The sequence below is a fragment of the Insolitispirillum peregrinum genome (assembly GCF_900156605.1).
Taxonomy (GTDB): Bacteria; Pseudomonadota; Alphaproteobacteria; order Rhodospirillales; family Rhodospirillaceae; genus Insolitispirillum; species Insolitispirillum peregrinum.
Genome location: NZ_FTOA01000004.1, coordinates 445,138 through 472,111, shown reverse-complemented (window position 1 = coordinate 472,111; position 26,974 = coordinate 445,138). Strand labels below are relative to the sequence as shown.

Below are 26,974 nucleotides of genomic sequence, written 5' to 3'. Positions count from 1 at the left end.
ATAGTCATTGACCTTAACCCAATCTCAGTGAGTATATGTGATATCTAATGAACAAAACCGCTCCCCCAGCTTGTTGAATGCAACGAAAGCCGTAAGCGGTCAGGATCCAACAGCCCCCCTCTGTTGATCCGATAGAGAGGAATGCATACATGTTGAAATCCATGACTATTGCGACGCGCCTGTCGCTGATCGTCGGCGCAGCGATTGTTGGCATGATGGCGGTCATGCTGGTCAGCCTGATGGTCTTGCGCAGCGAATTGCTCAGTGACCGCAAAATCAATACGCACAACATCATTGATACGGCCAGCAGTCTGCTCAGGTCATACGATGAAAAGGTCAAACGCGGAGAGATGACCGATCAGGCAGCCCGTGAGGCGGTTCTGGCCAATCTGCGGGCGATGCGATTCGGGGATGATGATTACCTGTATGTGCTCAACAGCAAGGGCATCTTCCTGATGCATCCGGTCAAGCCCGAGCTGGAGGGCACCGATGGCAGCCAGATCAGGGACAAGGAAGGCAAACTCTTTTTCGCTGAAATGGTCGAACAGGCCCGCAGCAAAGGCGAGGGGTTCGTCGATTATTGGTGGCCCAAGCCCGGCAGTGACGAGCCGGTGCAAAAACTGTCCTATGTCCGTGCCGTTCCGCAATGGGACTGGGTCGTCGGGACTGGCATCTATATTGATGATGTCGACCGGATTTTCTGGCAGGACGTCCTGTGGCTGGGCGGTATGGTGGTGGTGCTGTTGCTGGTGGTGGCCGGGGTGTCGGCGCTGATCCAGCGATCGATTACCGTGCCGCTGGCGGTGTTGACCGGTACCATGGAACGCCTGTCGCAAGGGGATACGGCGATCACCATTGAGGATACGGACGGCAAAAGCGAGATCGGGGCCTTTGCCCGCGCGCTGGAAGTGTTCCGCGCCAATGCCATCGAGCGTGTGCGCATGCAAGAGCGTGAACATCAGGAAGAACAGGCCCGGGTGGCACGGACTGGCAAAATCGAAAACCTGTGTGCGTCGTTTGCCTCGACCATGCAGCGGGTGCTGGGGACAGTGGCCACATCGGTGACGCAGCTTAATCAGGCATCGAAAAACCTGTCGACCGGAGCGCAGGAAACCAGCGTGCAGAGTGCCGCAGTGGCGGCGGCGTCCGAACAGGCATCGGCCAACGTGCAGACGGTGGCGGCAGCCACCGAAGAACTGTACGCCTCGGTCAACGAAATCAGCCGTCAGGTCCAGCAATCCAGTGCGATTGCCGCACAGGCGGTTCAGCAGGCTGACAACACCGACCGCAGCATGGAAGGCCTGAGTGTGGCTGTTGGGCGGATCGGCGAAGTGGTCAACCTGATCAACGACGTGGCCAATCAGACCAACCTGCTGGCCCTGAATGCGACCATCGAAGCGGCCCGCGCGGGCGAGGCGGGCAAGGGCTTTGCCGTGGTGGCCAACGAGGTAAAATCACTCGCCAACCAGACCAGCCGGGCGACCGAGGAAATCGCCCAGCAGATCGGTGCGGTGCAGCAGGAAACGCGTGGGGCGGTCGAAGCGATCCGGGCCATTGCCGGGACCATCGAGGACATCAGCCACATTGCCGCCGGGATTGCCGCCGCTGTCGAGGAGCAAGGAGCCGCGACGCAGGAAATTGCCCGCAACGTTCAGGAAGCCGCCCATGGCACCGACGAGGTCAACCGCAACATTCAAGGGGTATCGGTGGCTGCCGGACATGTCGATGAGGCGGCTGTACAGGTGCATGACGCTGCCCTTCACCTGAACCGGGAGGCAGAAGACCTGCGTCAGACGGTCGAGGATTTCCTGGGAGGAATTCGGGCGGCATAAAAAGCCTGAAAAGTGCTCTCGAACTGTGAGCCTCAAATAACGTGGAGCGCTGCTCCACACCTCGCCGGGGCCTTGAGGCTTCGGCGAGGTGTGGACGGTAGTCCGCCATTCTCCACCAACTGTCGTGGATTGTGTTGTGAGCCACGCTCACAGCTCTCATCAGTCGTTAACATATGAAATTGTGTGCCGTTCAATCAGGGCGTTCTCATATGAGAGCGCCCTTTTTTACTTTTTCTGAAAAACGGAAAAGTCCAGCCATCACACTGCGGATTGGCCGGTGTTTTACGGTAAGGTAAAATAATATCTTGTTATATCAATATATTGCATCGTTTCTGATCGCGCAGGAAAATGGACAGGTATCGTGGCCTTTTTTACCCCTTTTGCACTGTTGTATGGATGGGGCGGGATAAAAGTATTCCCTGTCTACAAACCATGTACCAACACCCCCAAAACAGTGTAGAAGAACTGTCAGTTGAGAACGGAGGACGCCTTAAAGGCCATAAAACAACAAGGGACAGTGTGCTGCAGACCTCAGCAGACCGATCCCTCGGCCTTTGACACAAAGAACTGGACCATCTCGCCCCTGTCTTCGGTGGGCAAGACAACACAGGAGCCAGGACCGTGCTCAATAACATGACTATCGCGACGCGACTGGTGTTGATCGTCGCGGCTTCCGTTGTTGGCATGATTGCCATCATGTTTGTCAGTTTGCTGATGATCCGCAGCGAGCTGATGCACGACCGTCAGACCAGCACCCGCAACATCGTGGACAGCGCGGCGTCGGTGGTGCAGGGCTACATCGAAAAAGACAAAAGCGGCGAGATGAGCGCGAGCCGCGCGCAGGTGTTTGCCAAAAATTCCCTGCGGCCAATCCGTTTTGCCGAAGACGATTACATTTTTATCGTCGATATGGACGGGACGTTCGTCATGCATCCGACCGAACCGGCTCTGGAACGGACGGATGGCAAGCAGCAGGTGGACAAGACCGGGCGCAGCTTTGTGGCCGACATCCTGCAAGCGGCGAAAAAGGACGGCCACGGCTTCATCACCTACTGGCGCCCCAAGCCGGGCACCGACGAGCCGGTGGAAAAGCTGGCCTACATCGTGGTGATTCCCGAATGGGGCTGGGTGTTGTGCGCCAGTGTCTATATGGACAGCGTTTACAATACCTTCTGGCTGGATGCGGCGATTCTGGGCGGCATCGTGGTGGTGATCCTGCTGGTGGTGGTCGGGTTGTCGGTGGTCATCCGCAGTTCGATTGCCAAACCGCTGAACGGCCTGAGCCAGAACATGGACCGCCTGTCGCACGGGGACAGCTCGATCACCATCGAGTACACCGACAGCAAAAGCGAAATCGGTGCGTTTGCCCGGTCGCTGGAAGTGTTCCGCGAAAACGCCATCGAACGGGCGCGGATGCAGGAGCGCGAGCGGCAGGACGAACTGGCCCGTGGTGAGCGCGCTGTGCGGATTGAAAGCCTGTGCAGCACCTTTGACACCTCGATCCATCGCTTGCTGGCGACCGTTTCGACCTCGGTGCAGGATCTGAACCAGGCGTCGCAAACCCTGTCCAGCGGGGCACAGGAAACCAGTGCCCAGAGTGCGGCAGTGGCCACCGCGTCAGAGGAAGCCTCGACCAACGTGCAGACGGTGGCGGCGGCAACTGAAGAGCTGTATGCCTCGGTCAACGAGATCAGTCGGCAGGTGCAGAATTCCAGCGCCATTGCCGCACAGGCGGTGCAGCAGGCCGAGGCCACCAACCGCAGCATGGCCGGACTGACCCAGGCGGTTGGGCGCATCGGCGAGGTGGTCAGCCTGATCAACGACGTGGCCAATCAGACCAATCTGCTGGCCCTGAACGCCACCATCGAGGCTGCCCGTGCGGGCGAGGCGGGCAAGGGCTTTGCGGTGGTCGCCAACGAGGTCAAATCGTTGGCCAACCAGACCAGCCGGGCAACCGATGAGATTGGTCAGCAGATCAGCGCCGTACAACAGGAAACCAGCGGCGCGGTGGATGCCATTCACGCGATCGTCGGAACCATCGAGCAGATCAGCCACATTGCGGCCGGCATTGCGGCGGCGGTGGAAGAGCAGGGGGCAGCGACGCAGGAAATTTCCCGCAACGTACAGGAAGCCGCCCATGGCACCGATGAGGTCAGCCGCAACATTCAAGGGGTGTCGCTGGCGGCAACCCATGTTGGCAGCGCCGCCGGACAGGTTCACGGTGCGGCGCAGGAACTGAACCGCGAGGCGGTCGGCTTGCGGCAGACGGTCGAAGAGTTCCTGAACGGGATCCGGTCGGCCTGATCTCACCATCAAACAGGGGCTGTCGTCGCGGAAAACCGGGCGGTGGCCCCTGTCTGGTCAGGTTTGGACCAGCGTGCCACAGGACACGACAGTTAGGGAACAAGGACGTGGAGCGCTGCTCCACACCTCGCCGGGGCCAGTCGGCCCCAGACCCCATTCCTTTGAATTCAAAGAAAAATGGGGGTTTGAGGGCATTGGCCCCCGAGCAGTTCAGGCGGCAGCCTGCACTGATTTCCACCAACTGTCGTGTACTGTGACCGGGCGCAGGAACGCTGCTCTAACCTTTTGTTCTGTCGCAGTGATTGTGTGCAAAACCGGAACCACTTTTGCGCTCACTACCCTATTGTTTCACATCCAGCTTTTCAATGTTGTTGCGGGCAGCGTCGGCACTGGCGCTGTCCGGGGCCAGCCGCAGAACGGCCATCCAGTTCTGGCGGGCGTCATTCGGGCGTTTCATCGCCAGGGCCAGATTGCCCGCCTCCAGCCACAGGTCCGGGTCTTTGGGGGCGATTTTGGTCGCCTTCTGAATGTCGGCTCCGGCCAGATCATAGACCTGTAACCGGCGATAGGCGGCAGCCCGCAGGGCGAGGGCGCTGACCCGTTGCGGCTGGTGGTCGATGGCGGTGTTCAGGTCGTCAATGGCTTCCCACAGCTTGTTGTCATTGGCCAGCAGCACCGCCCGGTCTTCGTACAGGTCGGAATTTTGCGGGTTGACGGTGATGGCGGCGTTCAGCACCCCCAGTGCCCGCTCGGTTTGCCCGGCACTGCTCCACGCCGCAGCGGCCTGTTGCAGCAGGCTGGCCTTGATTTCGGCGGTGGCCCGCTTTTGCGTTGCCAGATCTTCCAGCAGGGTGGCGGCGGCGTGATGTTCGCCCAGCGCATCCATCGCCGACGCCTTGCAGTGTTCAGCGGGAATGCCGCCGCCCAGCCCGGCCCACTGCCCGGCATATTCCAGTGCCGCCTTGGGCTTGCTGCGCACCATGTCCAGACAGGTGCGGTATTCCACTTCGGGATTGATCTCTTCCAGCCCGGCCGCCCGGGCCGCCTGTGGCGCCGTCCCCAGCGCGAGCACGATACCGCCGATCATCCACATGCCTGTCTTGTTCACCACATGCCTCGGTGCTGTTGGAATGGGGCCGTCTGCGCTGACCATGGGGCAGGCACGCCGGTTTGTCAGCAGGACAGAAGCAGAAAAACGCCGTATACGCCAGAGGAAGGGTAGAAAACGGCGTGGCGATTGCCGATGTGGTAGGACATCCGGTGCACAGGGAGTGCGATCATGGACCTGACACGAGACGCCCGCCACGCTGTTCCCGCCCTGACCGGCCTGCTGCTGGGGCGACGAGAGGCTCTGGGGAGGCTTGACCTCAGCCCGGCAGCGTTCTGGCGGGTATTCTGGCTGGTGCTGGGCATCATCCTGACCGGCGAAGTGGCCTTTGCCGCCCTGACCGCGCGCGACAGCCTGCTGGTGGCCTATCACGGGGCGCTGGTGGGGTTGAGTGTGCTGGGAGGCAGCGCGGCGGCGGTGCAGATCATGATGGTGATGGGCATGCTGGAAGAGTGGGATCATCTGATCCTGCGGTTCCTGATTCCGCTGTTGTGGATCGCCGCTGTCCTGTGGAGCGCGGTGCTGGTCTGGCGGGTGGCGTCGTTCGGGATGGAACTGTCGGGCTGGCCGGACTGGTGGCCACGGGTTGCCCTGTCCGGGGTGGCGCTCTACACGGCCTGGCAGGCGGCCCGCTTTGGCTTGTGCCTGTCGCGCATCGAGGCGGCAGGTGTTCTGCTCGCCTATGCCTGTGCCGAGTTTGTCGGCTTTGTGTTTGTGAATGGCTCGTTGCTGCTGATTGCCGGGCTGTGAGCCATCGGCACCGACTTTTAAGGAAAACACTCTAGCCGCCGCCCCTGTCGCTTATTATCTTCAGCGCACAGCCCCTGTCGCGGGGCGGAGGTTTCAGCGCCACGCTCCTTTGGCGAGTGCAGGCAGGCAAAAAGGTGTGTGTGGTGTCAAAAGATCCGTCTCTCCCCGTCGGGAGCCCCAATCCGGTTCAGGAAACGGTTGCTGCCGTGCTGGGAGTCGGAGAACTGGCCTTTGACCGGGCTGGCGCCTTTAACCGCTTTGTCCTGACGTCGGGGGCCTACTGGCGGGTCTTTATCCTGAGTCAGGCGGTGGTCCCGGCGGCGATTGCCGCCCATCTGGCCAACCTGCTGGAACATCCGGTCCTGCGGATGATGGTCGGGGCAATCCTGCCGTCGATGGCGGCCGCGGCGGCGGCCAGTCTGGCGACCATTGCGCTGACCGCCTTTTGGCACGGCAAACGCCTGCAGCGCAAACTGAGCCTTGAGGATGTCGGCCCCAACGCGCTGCCGTTTCTGGTGCCTGCCATGTGGGCGGAACTGATGAAAACGGTGTTGCTGCTGTTGCTGGAAGGCATCGGCAGCCCGGCTGCCCGCCTGTTGCAACTGGCGGTGCTGGTGACGGTGCTGCTGGCCCAGTGGCGGGCGGCGCGGGTCGGGCTGGGGCTGTCGGGCTGGCAGAGTGCCGGCATGGTGGCGGCCTTCTTTGGCGTGCAGGCGATGACCGTTGTGGCTGTCACGATGATAATGATGATGCTGAAAGGGGCGATGTGATGACGCACCGCTCGCTGTTGTGCTTTGGCATGGGCTTTAGTGGCCGCGTGCTGGCAACCCGGCTGCTGGCCGAAGGCTGGACCGTTCACGGCACCAGCCGCAGCGCCGAAGGCTGTGCCGCGCTGGCGGCGCTGGGGGTGACGCCGTGGCAGTTCGACGGCTCGACGCCATTGCCGTCGCAGGCCTTCGACGGCGTGACCCATGTCCTGTCGTCGGTTCCCCCCGGCAGCCCGCGTTCGCTCGACGATGACAGCGACCCGGTGCTGACCGTCCACCGCGATGACCTGCTGGCCTGTGGCGCGGCATGGATCGGCTATCTGTCCACCACTGGCGTCTATGGCGACCATCAGGGCGGTTGGGTCGATGAACAGACACCCGTGGCGCCTAACCTGTCGCGGGCGGCGCGGCGGGACCGGGCCGAGCGGGACTGGCAAGCGCTGACGCCAGCGGCGCACATCTTCCGGCTGGCGGGGATTTATGGGCCGGGGCGCAATGCGCTCGATCAGGTCCGCCGAGGCGGTGCCCGCTGCATCATCAAGGAAAACCAGTGGTTTGGCCGGATTCATGTCGAGGACATCGCGACGGTGGTTCAGGCCTCCATCGCCCGCCCCCGTCCCGGCGCCATCTATAACGTCTGCGACGACCAGCCGACGCCGCCGGAAGAGCCGCTGCGCCATGCTGCCGCGTTGCTGGGGATGGACCCGCCGCCGGATGTTCCCTTTGATCAGGCCGAGCTGTCGCCGATGGCCCGCAGCTTTTATGCCGACAGCCGCCGGGTGCGCAACAACCTGATCAAACAGGAGCTGGGGGTGCAGTTGCGCTATCCGACCTACCGCGAGGGCTTGCAAGCCCTTCTTTCCCAAGGGTAAGCTCACGACTCCGCAGCGCAATGGGTCGATGATGATGATGGCTGTTCCCTGGGATACCCTGTGTACGGTGATGGACGAGCGGCTGGCCCGGCTGTTTCTGGCCTGGCAAAGCGACTGCGCGCCGGTCGAGCCGCTGGAGGCCTTTGCCGGGCACGTTGACCACATGCTGATCATCGAAATGAACGGCGCCAAAAGCCGCTATCAGCATTATGGCGCCGCCTTTGTCGCCAACTTTGGCAAGGACCTGACCGGCGAGGTGATCGACCTGCTGCCGAGCGAGATTCTGCCCGCTTCCCAGCGCGGAATGCTGGAGTTTGAATATACCTATGCCCAGCGCAACCAGTGCCCGCTGTGGCGGTCGTACAGTGGCAAGTTCGGTGATCATTTCGAGACATGGCAACGGCTGGTGCTGCCGCTGGGGCCAGACCGGCTGGCGGTCGGGGCCTATCCGGTGGCCGGGCAGGGCGGACAGCCGCCCGCACTGGAAGACCCGCAAACGTCCCTGTTGCGGCTGGTGGTCGGGCGGGTGCCGGTGCGCCTCAGTCATGACGGGGCGCTGGTGGATCTGGCGCTCAGCCTGAAAACCTACAGTGATTCCCGCATCCATATGGAAGAACTGGAAATCCTCGCCACCCGTGACGCCCTGACCGGGGTCGCCAATCTGCGCCATTTCCACCACCTGTCAAACCTCGAACTGGACCATGCCCACCGCATGGGCCGTCCGCTGGCGGTGCTGGGGCTGGATATCGACCACTTCAAGGTGATCAATGACACTTGGGGTCATGCCGTCGGTGACGAGGCGCTGAAGAGCTTCGCCCATGCCTGCCGCCGGGCCATCCGCGAGCTGGACGTTCTGGGGCGTTGTGGCGGCGAGGAGTTCGCCATCACCCTCCCCAACACCGCCGCCGCCGGGGCAGTGGTGCTGGCCGAACGCCTGCGCCAGCAGGTCGAGGCCATCCGTCTGCCGATGAAGGATGGCAGCGAGTTGCGCTTTACCGTCAGTATCGGGGTGGCGGTTGATGTGCCCTATGCCGAGGATCAGGCGCGCACCATCGCCGACCTGCTGGCGCGCGCCGACGAGGCCCTGTACCGCGCCAAGAATGGCGGGCGCAATCAGGTGGTGGTGAGTTAAGGGGAGCACCGGGGTTCGCGTGGGAGGTGCGCCGGGCTGCTGCCCGGACCTGCTTGGGGACCCCGCCGGGCTGCTGCCCGGACCTGCTTGGGGACCAATGTCCTCAAACCCCTCTTTTTTCTTTTCAGGATGATGTGTGTAACGGATGGCTGTCGCTGTGAAGTGATGCCATGCCATGGAGTGTGCTGTCATATCTGCTTGCGCGAACCGCAAGCGTGTCGGAAATCCCCGGGAGGTTCGCGCTCGGTTATCTTATTGAAAAGAAACGGTTTTGATTTTCGTGTTGTATGCCTACATATGTTTCTCGGGAAATTTCGGAGAGGTTCGCGCAACAGGGGGCTTTTCCTGAGCAAAGACAGTCTGTTATAGTGGGTGCCGTCGCCCCCTTACGGGGGCGTGGATTGAAACGCACATGGCTTTGAGGCTGGGCGATGTGTTGGTTGTCGCCCCCTTACGGGGGCGTGGATTGAAACCCTGACAATGAACCAAAAATCAAGGTCATGGGTCTGTCGCCCCCTTACGGGGGCGTGGATTGAAACGCCCCGACCTGAGGGGCGAAGATCGCCCCGTCGAAGTCGCCCCCTTACGGGGGCGTGGATTGAAACACATCCCCGAAGTCCCGAAGCGCCCGGATTCGGAGTCGCCCCCTCACGGGGGCGTAGATCGAACCCTCTGATGCGATGACCCATGCCGCTCCCGATCCCCCCTTTCCCCCAAAACGGGGGTCTGGGGCCTCCAGGCCCCAGCGGGGGGCGGGGCAGGGCCCCGCGACCCTTCCCACCAGAGTCCCTCAGAAAAAGAAAAACCGCCCTTTCCACACCCGGGAGAGAACACTGGTGCAGAAAGGGCGGTGGATCGGCCCGCCCGAGGCAAGGGGGGGGAGGCGGACGGGCCGGGACAGCCTCACCGGGAGAGATCCCCCCGGTGAGCAAGCGGCTGGGATCAGGCCGCGGCTGTGGCGTCGACCGGCACCTGACGGATCAGGTAGTCAAAGGCGGACAGGGCGGCCTTGGCCCCTTCGCCCATGGCAATGACAATCTGCTTGTAGGGCACGGTGGTGGCATCACCGGCAGCGAACACACCGGGGACCGAGGTTTCGCCACGGGCGTTGACCTCGATTTCACCGCGCGGGCTGAGGGCGATGGTGTCCTTCAGCCATTCGGTGTTCGGCACCAGACCGATCTGCACAAAGATGCCTTCCAGCTCCAGCCGGTGGATTTGGTCGGTGGTGCGGTCCTTGTACGACAGGCCGTTGACCTTGCTGCCGTCGCCGTGAACTTCGGTGGTCAGCGCCGAGGTCAGGATGGTGACGTTGGGCATGCTGCGCAGCTTGGCCTGCAACACGGCGTCGGCGCGCAGCTTGTTGTCGAATTCGATCAGGGTGACGTGGGCGACCAGCCCGGCCAGATCAATGGCCGCTTCGACGCCGGAATTGCCGCCGCCGATCACCGCCACGCGCTTGCCCTTGAACAGCGGACCATCGCAGTGCGGGCAGTAGGCGACGCCCTTGTTGCGGTATTCGGTTTCGCCGGGGACGTTCATTGACCGCCAGCGGGCGCCGGTGGACAGGATCACCGTTTTGGCCTTCAACGAGGCTCCGCTGGCCAGTTGTACCTCGATCAGACCACCCGGAGTCGTCGCCGGGATCAGCTTTTCGGCTTTCTGGACGTTGATGATGTCAACGTCGTATTCCTTGGCGTGCTGTTCCAGCGCGGCGGCCAGCTTGGGGCCTTCGGTGTAGGGGACCGAGATGAAGTTTTCGATCGCCATGGTGTCGAGCACCTGACCACCGAAACGTTCGGCGACCACCCCGGTGTTGATCCCCTTGCGGGCGGCGTAGACGCTGGCCGCAGCCCCGGCGGGGCCACCGCCGACCACCAGCACGTCAAAGGCGGCCTTGTCCTTCAGCTTTTCGGCGGCGCGGGCCGAGGCGTTGGTATCGACCATCGCCAGAATCTGTTCTAGGCTCATCCGGCCCTGAGCGAACGGCTGGCCGTTGAGGAACACGGTCGGCACGGCCATCACCTGCCGGGCTTCGACTTCCTGCGGGAACACCGCGCCGTCGATGGCAACGTGCTTGATGCGCGGGTTGATGACGCTCATCAGGTTCAGGGCCTGCACCACATCGGGGCAGTTCTGGCAGGACAGCGAGAAGTAGGTTTCAAACAGGAATTCGCCGTCCAGATCCTGAATCTGGGCAATCACGTCCTGAGCGGTCTTCGACGGGTGGCCACCGACCTGCAACAGCGCCAGCACCAGCGAGTTGAATTCGTGGCCGCCGGGGATACCGGCAAAGGTGACGCGCACATCGGTGCCATTGCGCACGATGTCAAAGGACGGCGTGCGGGCATCGCTGCCGGCGTCATCAAAGCTCACCTTGTCGGACAGCTCGGCGATATCGGCCAGCATGCTGCGCAGTTCCTGCGACTTTTCGCTGTCGTCGAGGCTGGCAACCAGCGTGATCGGCTGGGTCAGCATGTCCAGGTAGGCTTTCAACTGGGTCTTCAGGCCGCTGTCCAACATCTGGTGAGACTCCTTGTGCTCTGGATACAGGGGGGCGGTCGGCGCACCGGCTGGCGCGCTCGTGATCATCGCCCGCGACGGGGGAACCGGCTGATGGCCGGTGAAAGATGAAAAAAAGGGACTAACGAACAGGGCAGGCGGGGGAGGCGACCCAGCCCCCGCTGGCCCCCGAAATAAGGGGGACCGGGCGGGGAGCCGGTGGCGGGATCAGACGATCCCGCCCGTAGCGCGGACTGGCTTAGATCTTGCCAACCAGATCGAGCGACGGCTTCAGGGTGGCGGCGCCTTCCTGCCACTTGGCCGGGCAGACTTCACCCGGATGCGAGGCGACGTACTGGGCGGCCTTGACCTTGCGCAGCAGTTCCAGGGCGTCACGGCCAATGCCACCGGCATTGATTTCAACGATCTGGATCTTGCCGTCCGGGTCGATCACGAAGGTGCCGCGATCGGCGAGGCCAGCGGCTTCGATCATCACTTCGAAGTTGCGCGAGATCGCACCGGTCGGGTCGCCGACCATGGTGTACTTGATCTTCTTGATGACGTCCGAAGCGTCAGCCCAAGCCTTGTGGCAGAAATGGGTGTCGGTCGAGACGCTGTAGATTTCCACGCCGAGCTTCTGGAATTCGGCATAGTTGTCGGCCAGATCGCCCAGTTCGGTCGGGCACACGAAGGTGAAGTCGGCCGGGTAGAAGAACACCACCGACCACTTGCCCTTCAGGTCGGCATCGCTGACGTCGATGAACTGGCCGTCCTTGTACGCCTTGGCCTGGAACGGCTTCACTTCGGTATTAATCAGGGACATTACGCTCTCCGTTGCGTTGATTGCTGAACCGAGGCTGATACTAGCGAGACCTCATTCGATTGGGAAACTCGTTTTTTTGAACATAATGATCGAAAAAAGCGATGCTTCCGTGCTCTGCAATAAGGCTACTCCTCGTAGGGGTATTTGACCATACCCCGGTGCGTGACCGTGCCGGAAAAAGCACGTTCAAGAACCGCCCCATACTGTGGAGTGATTATAAGGTTGTGGCAAGGGCCTAGAGGTAAAAATAAAAAGACAGGACACTGTGTGGTTCAGGCCAAAGGCTGGTGGCCCTGTGCCGGATGGTTTTCCTGTGAGGATTCATGGACAACAACCCTGTTGCGGCCCGCCTCTTTTGCCCGGTAGAGGGCCTGATCAGCCCAACGGAGCAGAGTCTGTTCGGTCACGGGCAGAGGCGTCGCCGCAGGCAGCCAGCTGGCGACACCAATACTGATCGTCACCACGCCGCACGCGGATTTTTCATGCGGCAGACTCAGGGCTTCGACCGCGCCCCGGATGTGTTCTGCCAGTGCCATGGCTCCCGCCGGGTCGGTATCGGCCATCAGGACACAGAATTCTTCACCGCCATAGCGGGCGGCCAGATCGCTGGCCCGGCGGCAACTGCTCTGCAGGACGGTCGCGACCTGCCGCAGGGCTTCGTCGCCTTCCGGATGGCCATAGAGGTCGTTGTAGGGTTTGAACAGGTCGACGTCGATCAGCATCACCGCCAGCGCTTGCCCGCTGCGGTGTGCACGGGCGCACTCGTTGGCAAACGTTTCATCCAGATGGCGACGATTGGCAAGGCCGGTCAGGCCATCGGTGCGCGACAGTTGCGCCAGTCGGCGGTTGGCGTCGGCCAGTTCCTGCGTGCGTTCAGCCACCTTCTGTTCCAGTTCGGCGGCGTGACGCTGAAGCTGTGTGGCCATGGTCCCCAGTGAGTGCGACAGACCGGACAGTTCGGAAATCGCACTATCGACTGGCAGAGTGGTGTTCCATTCTCCGGCTCCCAGATGGCGGGCCCAGCGATCCAGCGCCAGTAGGGGCTGGGTGAACCAGTAGGAAAAGGCCAGTGCGGCAATACCGCCCAGGATCAGGACCACCAGCAACAGCGACCCAACGGTGTGCAGGGCTTTGCCGCTGCCGTTCGACAGGCGGTGTTCGGGCATCACCAGCGCGATGGTCAGCAGGGGCCCGTCAGGCAGTTGCAGGGATTGCCAGTTCAGCAGATGGCGTTGACCATTCACCTCAATGGAACGGCTGTCCGCCGGGCTGTTGGCTGCCCGCATGATGGCTCCGGCGGTGCGGATGGCCGGAGTATCGCTTTGATCGGCGCGAATCCGCAGGGTCCTGGTGTCATCCAGATGATAGATGGCACTGTCGTCCGAACTGGCGAGCAAGGTGCCATCATGTTCTGCCAGAAAGGCAACGCCGCCCAGACTGCTCAGGTGTTTGTGCAGAAAGGCTCCCAACTGTGACAGCGAGACATCTGCCGCAATGACGCCCAGAAAGCGGTGGTCGGTACTGTACAGCGGGGCGGACATGCCGATACCGATGGCATCATACAGGCCGTTCGGGTCATCAATGCCATAGCGATAGGCCGGATACCACTTCAGCGTTTCCGAATTCAGGGCCGCCTGATACCACGGACGGGTGCGGGCGTCGAAAAAGGCATTGCCCGAGGTCGGAACCTGCTGGCTGGGCTGGTTGGTGTCATCGACGCGGAACAGCTTCATTTCCCGCCCTTCGGCGGTGGTGGCCCGCAACAGGCGCAGGGTCTTGTCATCGCGGCGGGGCGGACGGCTGGCGGCGTAATAGTCTCCTTCGGCAGTGCCGATCGACAAAAAGGTCAGCAAGGGCTGTTGCCGAAACTGCGCCAGCAAGGTGGTTTGCAGGGTCACCGGATCGCTCGGGTCCAGCAGGCCATAGCGGAACAGGTCGGCGTTAAAGGCCGCGACCTGGCGGGGAATGGCAAAAAAACTGCTGACCTGCTCGCGGACCTGCTCGGCCAGTTCGTTGACCTGCTGCTGCTCCATGTGATCCGCGGCCTGCATCGAGGTATGGTAAAACAACAGGGCGACACCACCGATCAACAGCGGCGTCGGGACCACCACCGCCAGAATCATCAGGGTTCGCACGCGGATGGTGGCTTTTCCCGCCGGGCGGTCGCCCTGCTGTTCGGCCAGCAGCTTCAGCACACCGCCGCGCCATAGAATCAGCAGAACCAGCAGGAGGGTCAGCCCGCCCCCGATCGGCCACAGCAGGGTGGCTTCGGCGTGTTCCTGATCAAAGGCAACCCGGGTGGTCGCCGACAGGGTCCAGACGCCATCGGGCAGAATGATCCGGGCGGTGCTGGTGGGGTGTTGTGTGTCGTCCGGGGTGCCGAACAGCCGTGTTGGAGGCTGTCCGTTGGTGTGCTGCTCGATCGAGATACTGAAATCCAGCGTTGGTTCCAGCAGGCCGGATTCGATCAGCAAGCCTTCGATATCGACCGCCATCGAGATCAAGCCACTGAGATCACCCGCTTTGTCGAACATCGGTGTGCGGATCACCAGTCCGGGGCGACCGGTTTGCATCAAGCTGACCGGAGCATCAACGACCGTGTCCCGGGTGGCGATGGCGCGATTGATCGAGCCCATGAATTCCGGGTGCAGGGCGTAATCAAGGCCAATCACCGCTTCGTTGCCTTTGGCTGGATAAACGAAGCCAACCTTCAGCCTGTGGGCGACCAGCACGCTCAGCAGGCGGGGCTGACGGGCAACGGCCCCTTGTGCCAAAGCGGTCACCGCACTGACTGGCAGGTCCGGCTGGGTGGCAATGGCGGCGGCCATCGTGCGGTTTTCGGCCACAATGCCGTCAAGCCGGGCCTGCAAGCGGGCTTGAAACGGGGGAAGCTGGCGGTCCAGAGTCTCGGCGATGGCCTGATCGTGGTGCAGACGCTGATACTGATCGAGTCCGGTCAGGACCGCGATGCAGGTCAGCAGCACCACAATGGCCAGCCCGATGGTTCTCTTCATCTGTCACCGTCGTCTCATCACAACATACCAGAGTATTCTGTGATGTGGCGAGACATGCAAGCTGTCTGATGATCAACATGACTGATCACCAACATAATCCCTGCTCCCCTGCCCGCGAGCCGGGTGGCTAGAGCATTTTCCGTTCTCTCTGGATCACTTCAAATGCTCTAATATCTTGTATTTCCAGCAAATGCGTCGTCGCAGATGGACTCATCTGCTCGGGATTTGCTCTAACGGGGCAGGGGGCAGAACGGCTGGTTTACAGCAGGCCCTTGGCGGTAACCTTGTTTTCGATGACGTCCCAGATCTGCTGTTCGATGCAAACGCCATCAAAGCGACCGATTTCCTGCAGGCCGGTCGGGCTGGTGACGTTGATTTCCGTCAGGTAGTCGCCGATCACGTCGATACCGACAAAGATCAGCCCCCGCTTTTTCAGCTCGGGGCCAATGGTGGCGCAGATGTCCAGCTCGCGGTCGGTCAGGCGCGACTGTTCCGGGCGGCCACCGACATGCATGTTGGAGCGGGCTTCCCCTGCGGCGGGCACGCGGTTGATGGCACCAGCCGGTTCGCCGTCGATCAGGATGATGCGCTTGTCGCCCTGCCGGACCTCGGGCAGGTAGCGCTGGACGATCAGCGGTTCGCGCGACTGCTGGCTGAACAGCTCGATCAGCGAGTTCAGGTTTTCATCATCGGGCTTGATGTGGAACACACCGGCCCCGCCGTTGCCAAACAGCGGCTTGACGATGATGTCCTTGTACTCGGCGCGGAACTCGCGGATGCGCTGGGCATCGCTGGTGATCAGGGTCGGCGGCAGCAGGCCGGGGAAGTGGGTGACGAACAGCTTTTCCGGGGCGTTGCGGACCTCGGTCGGATTGTTGACCACCAGCGTCTTCGGGTGGATGTGGTCCAGAATGTGGGTGGCGGTGATATAGGCCATGTCAAACGGCGGGTCCTGCCGCATCAGCACCACGTCAACCTGGCTCAGATCCAGCTCTTGCCAGTCGCCCAGTGTGTAGTGCGCGCCTTCCTGACGGCGGAGGGTCAGGGCGCGGGCGCGGGCGATCACCTTGCCATCCTGCAGGGCCAGATGCTGCGGCAGGTAGTGCCACAGACGATGGCCGCGGCGCTGGGCTTCCAGTGCCATCGCAAAGGTCGAATCGCCGTGAATGTTGATGGTCTCGATCGGATCCATCTGGATGGCAATGGCCAGACTCATGCCGCAGGGCTCCTTCCCCGTTGGAGTGTGTCAGGGGCCGGAGAACTCCGCTGCCCGCAACGCTTGGAAATGCACAGATAGGTCACTGCAATCGCTGGCGCAACTCGGCCATCACCTGCGCGATGCGGGTGCGGTCGTCGCCGTCAGGGGCGAGGGTCAGGTAGGTTTCCAGCGAGTCGAGGGCGCTTTCCAGATTGCCCCGCCGCATGTACAGCAAGCCGTTTTCCCGCCACAGCCGGTAATCCTGCGGGGCGAACAGCAGCATCCGTTGCAGGATTTCTCCTGCCGCATCCAGCATCCCGCCATCGAGCAGCCGCATCTTGATGTTGCTTTGCAGGCGGATCAGCACCGCCCGGTTCGACAGCGGCGCATACATGTCCGGGGTCAGTTCGGCGGCCTGACCGGTCATCGCCTTCAGCAGCGACCGCAGGTCGGCCACACTCAGGGCCGGGCCGCCGTGGAACGGGTCGATGATGGCGCGGTCGCCTGCTTCGCCTTCCAGCCGGATCAGGAAATGGCCGGGGAAGTTCAGCCCGTGGGCATCCCAGCCCTGCGCCCGGGCCACATGCAGGTACAGGATGCCCAGCGACACCGGCAAGCCGCGTCGCCGGTCAATCACCCGCATCAGGTCGGCATTTTGCAGGTCTTCATAGGTCTCGACATCCCCCTGATAGCCCCAGTCGGTGGCCAGAACGGCACTGAGGGCGCTGGCGCGGTCGGCAGCCGTCTCGGCAGGGCTGGCCTGCAGGCGGTCCCGCAGGGCATCGACCAGCGCCTGCAGGTGATCAGTATAGGTGTCCAGTCCCTTGCCCGGATGGTCAAGGGCGGCCAGCCACAGGGCCGCCTGAGCAAGGGGAACAGCGTCGTCGGGCTGATCGGCCAGCATGGCAAGAGCCAGACGGGGTGCCGTGACGAGGGAAACCGGGGCAACCGGAACAGCCATGATCAGCGGTTTTCCTTTGCAGCAGGCGAGTCGGACTCCGAGCGGACCAGCGGGCCGGGGATACCTTGTGGACGGGTGATGGTCACCGAGGTGACCGTTTCATTCGGCCCGACACGTTTCGGGTCGTTCTTCATCAGGACAAAGGAAAAGACAGCCCGCACGAAATCGGTGTTCCTCGCCCGGGCAATGACGCGATTGAGTTCGGCCTGCGACTGGGCAACCCCCATCAGGAACACCACCCGCTGGCTGGACTCGGCGATATAGTTGTTCGATTTGACGTTGCCGTCAAACAGCAGACCGGCGGAAATTTCCTGTTCGATCAATTTATCGCGGGCGCTGTCCGACATTTCGGGCGACGGACCGACGCGCAGGGCGTCAATCACTTCAGCGACGCCATCGCTTTTGCTGGCCGCTTCGACCAGTTTTTTGCGGTCGTTTTCGCTGCGGACAAAGCCGCTCAGCAGAACGCGGCGTTCGCGCACGGTGACGTTGACGTCCGAGAAATAGCCATAGCCCGCCCGGCCAAGGGCCCCGCGCACGGTGCTGTCGATCATGGTGTCGGAACTGGCCCCGTCAAGACCCCGGTCCTCGGTGGCGGTATTGGCCACCGACGCCCCGGCCCCAATCACCAGCCCGACCGGCGAGCATCCCGCCAATGCCAGTCCGGCCAGCATGCAGCCGACCGGGAACAGAAAATGACGAAAGATGCGCGACAGTCTGATCATGCCCCTACCATACGGATATCAGGACCGGATTCCAGCTTTTCAGATATGCAGTCAGGTGTTTTGAGCGAAACCGCGCCACCGTTCGCGCGGTTTGGCGCTGTCTTCCGGCTCGGGACGCCAGGCGTCGGCCAGATGCAATGGCCGTCCCGAGGCGGGAACCGCGATCACGTCAAAGCGAATCTGCGCCTGGGCATCGGACGGATGTTTGGCGATCCAGCCCTCGGCAGCGCGGGCGATGCGCTGGCGCTGGTCGGCGGTGACCGCTTCGAGGGCTTCGGTGGTGGTCGGACGGGCCTTGACCTCGATAAAGGCCAGCACCGGCCCCTTGCGGGCGACCAGATCGACCTCTCCGGCGCCGCTGCCGCGCCCGCTGGTAAAGCGGCGAGCTTCGATCTGCCAGCCGAGAAAGCGCAGGGTCAGGGCGGCGACGTTTTCGGCGCGGCGGCCCTTGCTGTCGGCGGTGGGAGGCGTTTCGATCATGGCGTGGAATCTCTGTCGGACGTGGAGTCGGGGTTTGCCGCCAGTTCAAGGGCACGGGCATAGACCTGACGCTTTTTCAGGCCGGTGGCGGTGGCGACGGTGGCGGCGGCATCGCGCACCGACTGGGTGCCGAGGGCGGCACGCAGCAGGCTGTCGAGGTCGGCCGCCGAGGTTTCCTGTGCCGCACCGGCGATCGGCGGGGCAATCACCACCACCGCTTCACCCTTTGGCGCGCCAGCGACCTGATAGTGCGCCAGCAGGTCGCCCAGCGGGGCGCGGCGGACTTCTTCGTGCAGCTTGGTCAGCTCGCGGCAGACGGCGGCTTCGCGCTCGGGGCCGAGGACGGCGACCATGGTCGCCAGACTGTCCGGCAGGCGGCGGGTTGATTCGTAAAACACCAGCGTTGCCGGGATGGCGCGCAGCTCTTCCAGCGTGTCCTGCCGCGCCTTGTCCTTTTGCGGCAGAAAGCCTGCGAACAGGAAGCGGTCGGTCGGCAGACCGGCACTGACCAGCGCGGTCAGCAGGGCCGAGGCTCCCGGTACCGGCACCACTGTCAGGCCGGAGTCTCGCACCTCGCGCACCAGTTTGAAACCGGGGTCGGAAATCAGCGGCGTTCCGGCGTCAGAGACCAGCGCCACCACCTCGCCCGCGCGGATGCGTTCGATCAGTTGCGGGCGCATGCGGTCGGCGTTGTGCTCGTGATAGGGCAGCATCGGCACCGACAGGCCCAGATGGCGCAGCAACAGGCCGGTGACGCGGGTGTCTTCGCAGGCAATCACCGAGGCCCCGGCCAGTGTCTGGCGGGCGCGGTCGCTGATGTCGCCCAGATTTCCGATCGGCGTGGCCACCACATGCAGGCCCGGAACCAGCCGGTAGCGGCGACCGACCAGAGACGTCTCCTGACCCTCTGGTTTACAGGGCAGCCCGCTATCGTTAGGCTGAGGGTCCATATCACTGTCTGCACCACCGTCGGAGAGAGGCTGTGCGCCGTCAAGCTCAGGATCATCAGTCTGGGGTCCAAATGAAGGCATCACGGAGCGGGTTCCCTGGTTGTCATCACGACCAGCCCCCGCGCCGTCAGGCCACGCGTTCAAAGGGCTGGCGACTGGGGGGGCTGTCGATTGTGGTTGCAGCCGCCCTGTTGAGCGCCTGCCAGACCACACAGGTATCATCCCCGCCGCCAACCGCAAAGCCCCCAGCAACGACCCAGCAGGCCCCGGCCCCGAAACAGCAGGCCGCGCCAGCCCAGCCGGTGGTGCAGAACCGGCCGGTGCGGGTGGCGATGCTGCTGCCGCTGTCCGGTCCGTCGGCCTCGACCGGGCAGGCGCTGCTGAATGCGGCGCAGATGGCGGTGTTTGATCTGGCCAACGAACAGTTCTCGCTGCTGCCCTTTGATACCCAGGGCACCCCGGACGGTGCCCAGCAGGCCGTCGGGCAGGCACTGGCGCAGGGGGCCGAACTGATTCTGGGGCCGTTGTTTGCCCCCGATGTCAGTGCCATCCGGCCCCAGACGCTGCAGGCGCAGGTGCCGATGATCACCTTCTCCACCGATCCGTCGGTGGCGGCTCCGGGGGTGTACGTGATCGGCTTTTTGCTGCGCGAACAGGCGCGGCGGATGGTCGAGGCGGCGATGGAACACAACCTGACCCGTTTTGCCCTGCTGACCCCGGATACCCCGTTTGGCCGCCTGATGGGCAACGCCTATATCGAGGCGGTCAATGCGCAGGCCGGGACAAAGCCGAACAGCGCGCAACTGGTGGCGCGCGAGGTCTATTCGCCGACCGATCAGACCCAGTTGAGCGAGGCCGTCCAGCGGCTGGTGGCGGCGCGCAACGGCTCGCAGACGCCGTTTACCGTGCTGATGGTGCCCGACAGCGGGGCCAAGCTGAAGGACGTGGTGGCCCTGCTGAACTATCAGGGCCTGAACGGGGCGCGGGTCAAGCTGGTCGGGCCGATGCTGTGGGATGACCCACAGGTGACGCAGGACCCGGCGATGATCGGGGCATGGTATCCGGCGCCGTCGCCGGGAACCCATCAGGGCTTCTCGGCCCGCTATCAGTCGCTTTATGGCCAGTCGGCGCCGACCATTGCCAGCCTCGGCTATGATGCGGCGGCACTGGCCGCCGTTCTGGCCCGTCAGCCGAGCCAGCCGGGGGCTAAAGTCTACACCAATCAGGTGCTCAGCAATCCGAACGGTTTTGCCGGGATTGACGGGGTGTTCCGTTTCCTGCCCAACGGCCTGTCCGAACGCGGGCTGGCGGTGATGGAAATCCAGCAGGGCGGCCCGCGCCAGATCGGGGCGGCGTCTTCGACCTTTGTCCCGGCGGTCAACTGAGTCGGGGCCGGATGATGGCGATTCGGCCTCTCTTCCCACCCGTTTCGGTGGGGAGTGCAGGCAGGGAAAAGGCGCTCTTTGTGCGCCTTTTGTCCGGGGGTTGCCTACCTGAACGGGTTGGCTGTTCCTGATGAGGGCCGATTGTCGCTTTTCTGGTGGGGGAAAGCGCATTTCCCGGATGCATTCCGTTGCAGTCGTCGCTAGGATACCCCGCATTTTGCTGCCGCTTGTCGGGAACACAGAGGTTCCGGGCGATAGGGAGGGCGGCGCTATCTCAAGGACGAGGTTGTTTAAATGGACATCAGCAAGATTCCGGTGGGCAAAGATGCTCCGCATGACGTCAACGTCATCATCGAGATCCCGCTGCGCAGCGAGCCGGTGAAGTACGAAGTGTGCAAAGAGTCCGGCGCCATGTACGTCGACCGTTTCCTGCACACCGCCATGCACTATCCGTGCAACTACGGCTTCATCCCGCACACCCTGTCTGGCGACGGTGATCCGGCTGATGTGATGGTTCTGGGCAACATGCCGGTGGCCGTTGGCTCGGTGATGCGCGTGCGCCCGATCGGCGTGCTGTTCATGGAAGACGAGTCGGGCATCGACGAAAAGATCCTCGCCGTGCCGCACAGCAAGCTGCACCCGTACCACGACAACATCACCAACTACACCGATGTGCGTGAAACCCTGCTGAAGCAGATCGAGCATTTCTTTGCTCACTACAAGGATCTGGAAGCCGGCAAGTGGGTGAAGGTCACCGGCTGGGGCGATGCCGCCAAGGCCGAAGCGATCATCGTCGAAGCCATCGAACGCGCCAACGCGGCGAAGTAAGACGGCGTTCTGCTGATTGACTGGAAAAGGACTGCCCTTCGCACTGAAGGGTGGTCCTTTTTTCTTGGGAAGTTGGCCCGGTTGCAGGCATTCTGAAAGACCGTTCCCAGCCCCGGGAGGGGCTTTTCTGTCCCAGCCCCGGGAGGGGCTTTTCTGTCCCAGCCCCGGGAGGGGCTTTTCTGTCCCAGTCCCGGAAGGGGCTTTCCTGTGGATGAGCATTCGCGATGGTTTCCTCTTCCACCCCACCGCCCGAAACACTGCCGGTGGCCGCCGACAGTCTGGTGGTGCGCCCCTTTCGCCCGCTGGCGATTCTGGGGGTGCTGCTGATCATCCTGTGTGGTGGCGGGCTGAGCTGGATGCAGTATCGCGCCAATCTCGACCGGGTGACCGATCAGGCGCAGCGGCTGGCGGAGACGCTGGCAGCGTCGCTGGCCTCCTGGCCGGTTGAAAGCTCGCTGACCTCGGCGGAGGTCACCCTGCCGCGCCTGCTGAGCGAAACCCCGGTGCTGCCGCTGGAGGTCCAGCGTCGGCTGGAGGCCCGCTTGCGGCTGGTCTCCGAAGCAACGCCGCTGTTGCAGCTTTCCCTGTATGATCCCCACGGAAAGATCATTTTTTCCACCGACGACAGTTTGACCGCCATCACCGAGGGGGTGATGATCACCAAACCGCCGTCTGCGCTGTCCCCCCCTCCCCAGCAACTGACAGAGGGTATCCGCACCACCGGGCAGCCCGGCTTCAGCGCGCGCAAGACCTTTGTGCTGGCCGGGCGGACGCTGAGCAGCACTGCCGCCTATCGTGTTTTCACCCCGCTGGCCATGCCCGAGGGGGAGGAAAGCGTGGCGGATCTGGAACTGTATGTCGATCTGCAGGCCCCGATGGAGCAGCTGGAGGCCGAAATGCCGCGCCTGTACCTGCTGACGGCAGCCGGGTTGCTGGGGCTCTATGGCGGACTGCTGTTCCTGCTGCATCGTCTGGGGCGGTTTGCCGTCGACTGCCAGCGGCGCAGTGTGGTGACCATGGCGACCTTGCAGGAAAGCGAGGCCCATCTCGGCCGGGTGCAGGACGCAATGGAAAACACCATTGCCGAACGCACGCTGCGCCTGAAACAGAGCGAGGCCCGGTTTCGCGAATTTGCCGAATCCGCCTCTGACTGGCTGTGGGAATGCGACGAAAACGCACGGGTTACCTATATTTCCGAGGGCTTCACCCGCATCATGGGCATCGACCGCTCGCTGGTGATCGGGCGATTCCGCTGGGACATGTCGGACCTGCCTGCCGATGATGAAAAGTGGCAGCACCATCGCGCGCTGATTTCCGGCATGAAGCCGTTCCGTGATTTCACCTATACCTTTCGGCTGCCGAACAACAAACGGCGGGTGGTCTCGCTGAACGGGACGCCGATCTTTGATGAACGGGCCCGTTTTCAGGGTTTCCGGGGTACGGGTGCCGACATTACCGTACAGTACGAAGCCGAACAGACCATCCTGCATCTGGGCCGCATCCTCGAACAGTCGGCCAACGACGTGCTGGTGTTCGAAGACGGAGCCTTGCGCATCCTGCAGGCCAACCGCGGAGCCCGGCACAATCTGGGCTATGCGATGGACGAGCTGGCCGAGATGACCGCGCTGGATATCCTGTCGACCGAAACACGCACCAGTCTGGAAAACAGGCTGGGACGGTTGCGCCTGTACCCTGCCGAAGTGGCGGTCTATGAGTCGGTGTTCCAGCGCAAGGACGGCTCGTGCTATCCGGTCGAAGCCCGCATCCAGTACATGGAAGAAGAAAAGCCGCCGGTGTTCGTGGCGGTGGTGCAAAACATCACCGCCCGCAAACAGGCCGAACAGGCGCTGGCCGAAAGCGAGGAACGCTATCGGTCGGTGGCAGAGATGAGTCTGGATGCGATTCTGGTTCATGTGGACGGCATCATCGTGTTTGCCAACCAGCAGGCGACGGTGATGGCCCATGCCGATCAGGCCACGGCACTGGTCGGGCATCCGATCAGTGCCTTTGTGGTTCCCGACCCGGATCGCCCGCCGGGGGACCGGCTGCCGAATCTGACCGCCCTGTTCCTGCCCCAGCCGCGTGAAGCGGCGGCGGACGGGGCGATCAGCTATCAGCGACTGGATGTCCGGCTGCAACGGCTGGACGGGTCATCCTTTGATGCCGAGGTCTCATCGTCACCGATTGCCTTTGGCGGACGGCCAGCGGTCCAGACCATCCTGCGCGACATCACCCAGAGCAAGGTGGTGCAGGGGCAACTGATCCAGACCGCCAAGCTGGCCACTCTGGGGGAAATGGCGGCGGGCATGGCGCATGAACTGAGCCAGCCGATGAACGTCATCCGCATGGCAGCGGAAGGGGCGATGCTGGATCGCCCGGACGGGTCGCATGTGGACCCGGCGGGCCGGGCGGCGCTGGAAATCATCTCGGGGCAGGCGGCCCGGATGGGCGAAATCATCGACCACATGCGCATCTTCTCGCGCAAGCAAAGCGATGAGGTCGAACTGTTCGACCCGCTGCAGGCAATCGAGCAATCGGTTTCGATGCTGGAAAGTCAATTGCGCGCCGAAGACATCCAGCTGGAGGTGGTGGACCAGACGGCAGACGATCAGGTGTTGCTGGTGCGCGGGCGCACGGTTCATCTGGAACAGGTGTTGTTGAACCTGCTGACCAATGCCCGTCATGCCCTGCGATCCCGCTTGCGGGCCGATGACCAGCATCACCGCTATGGCGAGGTCGGGGAGGATCAGAACTGGCGGGCGACCATCACCATGACCCTGTCATGCGATGGCGAGGGGCAGGACAGTGGCGGGCTGGATGGCAGCGAGGCCGCCAGTCCGGTGCAATGGCTGGTGATTGCCGTGCAGGACAGTGGCGGCGGCATCGCGCCCGAGCATCTTGATCGCATCTTCGAGCCGTTTTACACCACCAAGGAGGTCGGCACCGGGACCGGTCTGGGGCTGTCGGTCAGCTTCAGCCTGATTACGGCGATGGGCGGAACCATTGATGCCGCCAACCGCGAGGGCGGGGCCTGCTTTACCATCCGGTTGCCCTTGAGCGCCGACAGCCCTTCCGGCACGCCAGAGGTCGGGGCGCGCAGTTTTGCGCTGCCTGCGGGCACCGACCTGCCGACGCCCCTGCCGGATGGACACCCGCCGGGGTGGGCGGCGACCGGCACGGCAGAGGAGCGGGCCGATGGGAGGGGCTGTGGTCAGCACGAAGATGATGAGGACTATTCCGCCCTGATCCCGCATGTGATGGTGGTGGATGATGAACCCTATGCGGCCTCGCTGGTGCGTGACCATCTGCTCCGTCTCGGCTATCGGGTCAGCACCGCCGAGGATGGGGAACAGGCCTATGGGCTGTTTCTGGATGATCCTCCCGATCTGATCATCACCGATTTGCGCATGCCCCGCTGTGGGGGAGACGAATTGATCGCCCGGGTTCATCAGCATGTCCCCGACTTGCCGGTCATCGTGGCGACCGGTCATCTGGGGCATCTGGAAACGGCCGCCGCAGCCTTGCAGGAGGTAACGGTGGCGGTGATCAAAAAGCCGATCAGCCTCGCCGAGCTGGCTGATCTGGTCCGGCGGTATGCTCCGTTGTCCTGAGGGGGCCATTCTTCGGGCCATTCTTCCGGAAAGCGCCGGAAAGCATCTGCCATGAAACAGTCGGCGTCTGGCTCTGGGGGACTGTTCCTTGCATTTTAACAGTGTCTTGTGGGGCAAAGGTGTGGTGTAGTTTACCCCGGCTGCCTTCTGAGCAAGGATTGAGCGTTCGTGGCGGATATGCTGAAAGGCGTGAAGGACGCAGAGACCGGTCTTTCCTGGTCTCGCGCGCATGCGTCCACCCGGCGCGGAGCGTCGCCGGTGATGGTCGCCATCGGGCTGGCGGGCAGTTATTTCCTGCTGTCGGTCCTGTGGATTTTACTGTCTGACCGGGCGGTGGACCTGATCAACGACCCGGCATTGCGCAGTACGGTCCAGACCATCAAGGGACTGATCTTTGTCCTGTTGTCGAGCGCCCTGATCTTTCTGCTGGCATGGGTGATCTTTGCCCGCATGGCCGTCACCCGGCAGAATGAACTGGCGGCGGCCCGCCGGTTGAGTTCGTTGCTGGAAAGCGTCAATGACGGGGTGTGGGAGTATGACACCGGGACCGGCGATATCCTGTTCAGTGGTCGCTGGCAGGACCTGACCGGCTATCCGGTGCTGGTGCCCCTGCCGCACGCACAATGGAAGCGCCTGATCCATTCCCACGATGTGCCCCGCTATGAAGTGGCCGTGCTGGAAACCGTCGCCGGACGTCAGAGCCATTTCGAGCTGGAAATGCGCTTTTCCCACAAGGATGGCCGCTGGCTGTGGCTGCATGTGACCGGGGGAGTGATGTTCAGCTCCTCGCCACAGGGGGGGGTGGTGCTGGCTGGTGCGGTCACCGATCTGTCACTGATCAAGGACAATGAAGAGCATCTGAAGCGGATGGTCAGCGAACTGACCCGCTCCGAGATGGAAATCCAGCGATTTGCCTTTGCGGCTGCCCATGACCTGCGGCAGCCGGTACGGCAGATGGGCAGCTATGCCCAGTTGCTGGAACGCTCGGTGCAGTCCTTGCTGGGGGGGGGGCTGGGCGGCGGGAATGGTCCCGGCTCCGCGCCGGAAACGGTGGTGCGGGATGTGCAGGAGTATGCCGGCTTTATCCGTGACGGGGCCGCCACCCTCAATGGCCACCTTGACAGCGTGTTGCAGGCATTTGAAGTCCGGTCACAGACCTTGACACTGACCTCGGTCGATCTGCTGATGGTGGTCGATGGCGTGCTGGCCAAGCTGAAGCCGATGATCGACAAAAGCGGGGCCGAAATTCTGTGCGAGCCGCTGCCGATGGTTCAGGCCGATGGCGACCAGATCGCCCTTCTGTTCGAGCACCTGTTGAAAAATGCCCTGTCGTACCGTTCGCCCGGGCGCCCGTTGCGCATTCAAATTCGGGCGCACCGTCGTTTGGGGACTTGGGAAATCAGCGTGCAGGACAACGGCGAAGGCTTTCCGGCTGACAAGGACGAGGCAATTTTCCAGGCTTTTTACCGTTTGCATACCGCCAGCGAAGTGAGCGGTTCGGGGATGGGGCTGACCATTGCCCGCGCCATTGCAGAGCAGCATGACGGCAGCCTGACCGCGACGGGGAAACCGGGAGAGGGGGCAACCTTCTATCTGACCCTGCGCGACCCCACATGATCAACAGGACCGTAGTGTGATGGAGCAGGCGACGACAACCCGTGTTGTGAATGTCACCATATGTATGCGAGCCTTTGTCGCATGACTGTCTGCCTTTGATCGTGGAAGGGATATC

Annotated in this window: 19 protein-coding genes and 1 CRISPR repeat array; of the genes, 10 read left to right on the top strand and 9 right to left on the bottom strand. The window is 62.8% G+C overall.

Annotated elements, in window-relative coordinates; genetic code table 11:
• Nucleotides 1–161 precede the first annotated feature (161 nt).
• Nucleotides 162–1,832 carry a methyl-accepting chemotaxis protein gene (locus tag BW995_RS13075; RefSeq protein ID WP_245821440.1) on the top strand — a complete coding sequence of 557 codons (1,671 nt, stop codon included), beginning with the start codon at nt 162–164 and terminating at the stop codon, nt 1,830–1,832.
• Nucleotides 1,833–2,465: 633 nt separating this feature from the next.
• Complete coding sequence (locus BW995_RS13070) at nt 2,466–4,136, top strand: methyl-accepting chemotaxis protein (protein ID WP_076400830.1); 1,671 nt, start codon at nt 2,466–2,468, stop codon at nt 4,134–4,136.
• A gap of 340 nt (nt 4,137–4,476) precedes the next feature.
• On the opposite strand, the gene BW995_RS13065 is transcribed toward BW995_RS13070, so the two are convergent.
• Entirely contained in the window at nt 4,477–5,244 is a 768-nt protein-coding gene (locus tag BW995_RS13065) for a tetratricopeptide repeat protein (RefSeq protein ID WP_139332898.1), read from the bottom strand.
• A gap of 171 nt (nt 5,245–5,415) precedes the next feature.
• On the opposite strand from BW995_RS13065, the gene BW995_RS13060 reads away from it, so the two are divergent.
• The 4 genes from BW995_RS13060 to BW995_RS13045 all read left to right on the top strand — a co-directional run bounded on the left by BW995_RS13060 (nt 5,416) and on the right by BW995_RS13045 (nt 8,765).
• A complete protein-coding gene (locus BW995_RS13060; RefSeq protein WP_076400828.1) occupies nt 5,416–5,994 on the top strand; it encodes a hypothetical protein in 579 nt (192 codons plus the stop codon).
• Nucleotides 5,995–6,137: 143 nt separating this feature from the next.
• Nucleotides 6,138–6,764: a hypothetical protein gene (locus tag BW995_RS13055; protein WP_139332897.1), complete on the top strand. Its 627-nt coding sequence runs from the start codon at nt 6,138–6,140 to the stop codon at nt 6,762–6,764.
• Nucleotides 6,764–7,633, top strand: coding sequence for an SDR family oxidoreductase (locus tag BW995_RS13050; RefSeq protein ID WP_076400826.1), 870 nt, complete (start codon nt 6,764–6,766; stop codon nt 7,631–7,633). Before BW995_RS13055 ends, BW995_RS13050 begins: the two co-directional genes overlap by 1 nt.
• Before the next feature lie 34 nt (nt 7,634–7,667).
• Nucleotides 7,668–8,765, top strand: coding sequence for a GGDEF domain-containing protein (locus BW995_RS13045; RefSeq protein ID WP_076400942.1), 1,098 nt, complete (start codon nt 7,668–7,670; stop codon nt 8,763–8,765).
• Nucleotides 8,766–9,142: 377 nt separating this feature from the next.
• Nucleotides 9,143–9,435: direct repeats of the CRISPR family, unit length 31 nt; unit sequence GTCGCCCCCTTACGGGGGCGTGGATTGAAAC.
• Nucleotides 9,436–9,707: 272 nt separating this feature from the next.
• Here the strand turns inward: BW995_RS13045 and ahpF are convergent.
• The 8 genes from ahpF to rsmI form a co-directional block, all read right to left on the bottom strand.
• Complete coding sequence (ahpF, locus tag BW995_RS13040; protein WP_076400825.1) at nt 9,708–11,288, bottom strand: alkyl hydroperoxide reductase subunit F; 1,581 nt, start codon at nt 11,286–11,288, stop codon at nt 9,708–9,710.
• Nucleotides 11,289–11,526: 238 nt separating this feature from the next.
• The gene (gene ahpC / locus BW995_RS13035; protein WP_076400824.1) at nt 11,527–12,090 is read right to left on the bottom strand and encodes an alkyl hydroperoxide reductase subunit C; all 564 of its coding nucleotides are present in this window, start codon (nt 12,088–12,090) and stop codon (nt 11,527–11,529) included.
• Between the two features lie 272 nt (nt 12,091–12,362).
• Nucleotides 12,363–15,104: a sensor domain-containing diguanylate cyclase gene (locus BW995_RS13030; protein ID WP_076400823.1), complete on the bottom strand. Its 2,742-nt coding sequence runs from the start codon at nt 15,102–15,104 to the stop codon at nt 12,363–12,365.
• A gap of 259 nt (nt 15,105–15,363) precedes the next feature.
• Nucleotides 15,364–16,320, bottom strand: coding sequence for a glutathione synthase (gene gshB / locus BW995_RS13025; RefSeq protein ID WP_076400822.1), 957 nt, complete (start codon nt 16,318–16,320; stop codon nt 15,364–15,366).
• An 82-nt stretch (nt 16,321–16,402) separates the two neighbouring features.
• The gene (locus BW995_RS13020; RefSeq protein ID WP_245821438.1) at nt 16,403–17,263 is read right to left on the bottom strand and encodes a SirB1 family protein; all 861 of its coding nucleotides are present in this window, start codon (nt 17,261–17,263) and stop codon (nt 16,403–16,405) included.
• 2 nt (nt 17,264–17,265) lie between these two features.
• Nucleotides 17,266–17,988 carry a BON domain-containing protein gene (locus tag BW995_RS13015; RefSeq protein WP_076400821.1) on the bottom strand — a complete coding sequence of 241 codons (723 nt, stop codon included), beginning with the start codon at nt 17,986–17,988 and terminating at the stop codon, nt 17,266–17,268.
• A 51-nt stretch (nt 17,989–18,039) separates the two neighbouring features.
• Entirely contained in the window at nt 18,040–18,468 is a 429-nt protein-coding gene (locus BW995_RS13010) for a YraN family protein (protein WP_076400820.1), read from the bottom strand.
• Nucleotides 18,465–19,418 carry a 16S rRNA (cytidine(1402)-2'-O)-methyltransferase gene (rsmI, locus tag BW995_RS13005; protein WP_084194823.1) on the bottom strand — a complete coding sequence of 318 codons (954 nt, stop codon included), beginning with the start codon at nt 19,416–19,418 and terminating at the stop codon, nt 18,465–18,467. Before rsmI ends, BW995_RS13010 begins: the two co-directional genes overlap by 4 nt.
• A gap of 71 nt (nt 19,419–19,489) precedes the next feature.
• Here rsmI and BW995_RS13000 point away from each other — a divergent pair, with 71 nt between their 5' ends.
• The 4 genes from BW995_RS13000 to BW995_RS12985 all read left to right on the top strand — a co-directional run bounded on the left by BW995_RS13000 (nt 19,490) and on the right by BW995_RS12985 (nt 26,859).
• The gene (locus BW995_RS13000) at nt 19,490–20,803 is read left to right on the top strand and encodes a penicillin-binding protein activator (RefSeq protein ID WP_084194822.1); all 1,314 of its coding nucleotides are present in this window, start codon (nt 19,490–19,492) and stop codon (nt 20,801–20,803) included.
• A gap of 294 nt (nt 20,804–21,097) precedes the next feature.
• Nucleotides 21,098–21,631, top strand: a complete 534-nt coding sequence (gene ppa, locus BW995_RS12995; protein WP_076400819.1) for an inorganic diphosphatase — start codon at nt 21,098–21,100, stop codon at nt 21,629–21,631.
• Nucleotides 21,632–21,855: 224 nt separating this feature from the next.
• The gene (locus tag BW995_RS12990; RefSeq protein WP_076400818.1) at nt 21,856–25,242 is read left to right on the top strand and encodes a PAS domain S-box protein; all 3,387 of its coding nucleotides are present in this window, start codon (nt 21,856–21,858) and stop codon (nt 25,240–25,242) included.
• A 261-nt stretch (nt 25,243–25,503) separates the two neighbouring features.
• Nucleotides 25,504–26,859, top strand: a complete 1,356-nt coding sequence (locus BW995_RS12985) for a sensor histidine kinase (RefSeq protein WP_245821457.1) — start codon at nt 25,504–25,506, stop codon at nt 26,857–26,859.
• Nucleotides 26,860–26,974: the final 115 nt, after the last annotated feature.

What these genes read in the sequence shown, in the direction of transcription:
- BW995_RS13075 (WP_245821440.1), top strand. Translation starts at nt 162, where the DNA reads ATGACTATTGCGACGCGCCTGTCGCTGATCGTCGGCGCAGCGATTGTT.
- BW995_RS13070 (WP_076400830.1), top strand. Translation starts at nt 2,466, where the DNA reads ATGACTATCGCGACGCGACTGGTGTTGATCGTCGCGGCTTCCGTTGTT.
- BW995_RS13060 (WP_076400828.1), top strand. Translation starts at nt 5,416, where the DNA reads ATGGACCTGACACGAGACGCCCGCCACGCTGTTCCCGCCCTGACCGGC.
- BW995_RS13050 (WP_076400826.1), top strand. Translation starts at nt 6,764, where the DNA reads ATGACGCACCGCTCGCTGTTGTGCTTTGGCATGGGCTTTAGTGGCCGC.
- BW995_RS13045 (WP_076400942.1), top strand. Translation starts at nt 7,668, where the DNA reads ATGATGGCTGTTCCCTGGGATACCCTGTGTACGGTGATGGACGAGCGG.
- ahpF (WP_076400825.1), bottom strand. Translation starts at nt 11,288, where the DNA reads ATGTTGGACAGCGGCCTGAAGACCCAGTTGAAAGCCTACCTGGACATG.
- ahpC (WP_076400824.1), bottom strand. Translation starts at nt 12,090, where the DNA reads ATGTCCCTGATTAATACCGAAGTGAAGCCGTTCCAGGCCAAGGCGTAC.
- BW995_RS13030 (WP_076400823.1), bottom strand. Translation starts at nt 15,104, where the DNA reads ATGAAGAGAACCATCGGGCTGGCCATTGTGGTGCTGCTGACCTGCATC.
- gshB (WP_076400822.1), bottom strand. Translation starts at nt 16,320, where the DNA reads ATGAGTCTGGCCATTGCCATCCAGATGGATCCGATCGAGACCATCAAC.
- BW995_RS13020 (WP_245821438.1), bottom strand. Translation starts at nt 17,263, where the DNA reads ATGGCTGTTCCGGTTGCCCCGGTTTCCCTCGTCACGGCACCCCGTCTG.
- BW995_RS13015 (WP_076400821.1), bottom strand. Translation starts at nt 17,988, where the DNA reads ATGATCAGACTGTCGCGCATCTTTCGTCATTTTCTGTTCCCGGTCGGC.
- BW995_RS13010 (WP_076400820.1), bottom strand. Translation starts at nt 18,468, where the DNA reads ATGATCGAAACGCCTCCCACCGCCGACAGCAAGGGCCGCCGCGCCGAA.
- rsmI (WP_084194823.1), bottom strand. Translation starts at nt 19,418, where the DNA reads ATGGACCCTCAGCCTAACGATAGCGGGCTGCCCTGTAAACCAGAGGGT.
- BW995_RS13000 (WP_084194822.1), top strand. Translation starts at nt 19,490, where the DNA reads ATGAAGGCATCACGGAGCGGGTTCCCTGGTTGTCATCACGACCAGCCC.
- ppa (WP_076400819.1), top strand. Translation starts at nt 21,098, where the DNA reads ATGGACATCAGCAAGATTCCGGTGGGCAAAGATGCTCCGCATGACGTC.
- BW995_RS12990 (WP_076400818.1), top strand. Translation starts at nt 21,856, where the DNA reads ATGGTTTCCTCTTCCACCCCACCGCCCGAAACACTGCCGGTGGCCGCC.
- BW995_RS12985 (WP_245821457.1), top strand. Translation starts at nt 25,504, where the DNA reads ATGGTCGCCATCGGGCTGGCGGGCAGTTATTTCCTGCTGTCGGTCCTG.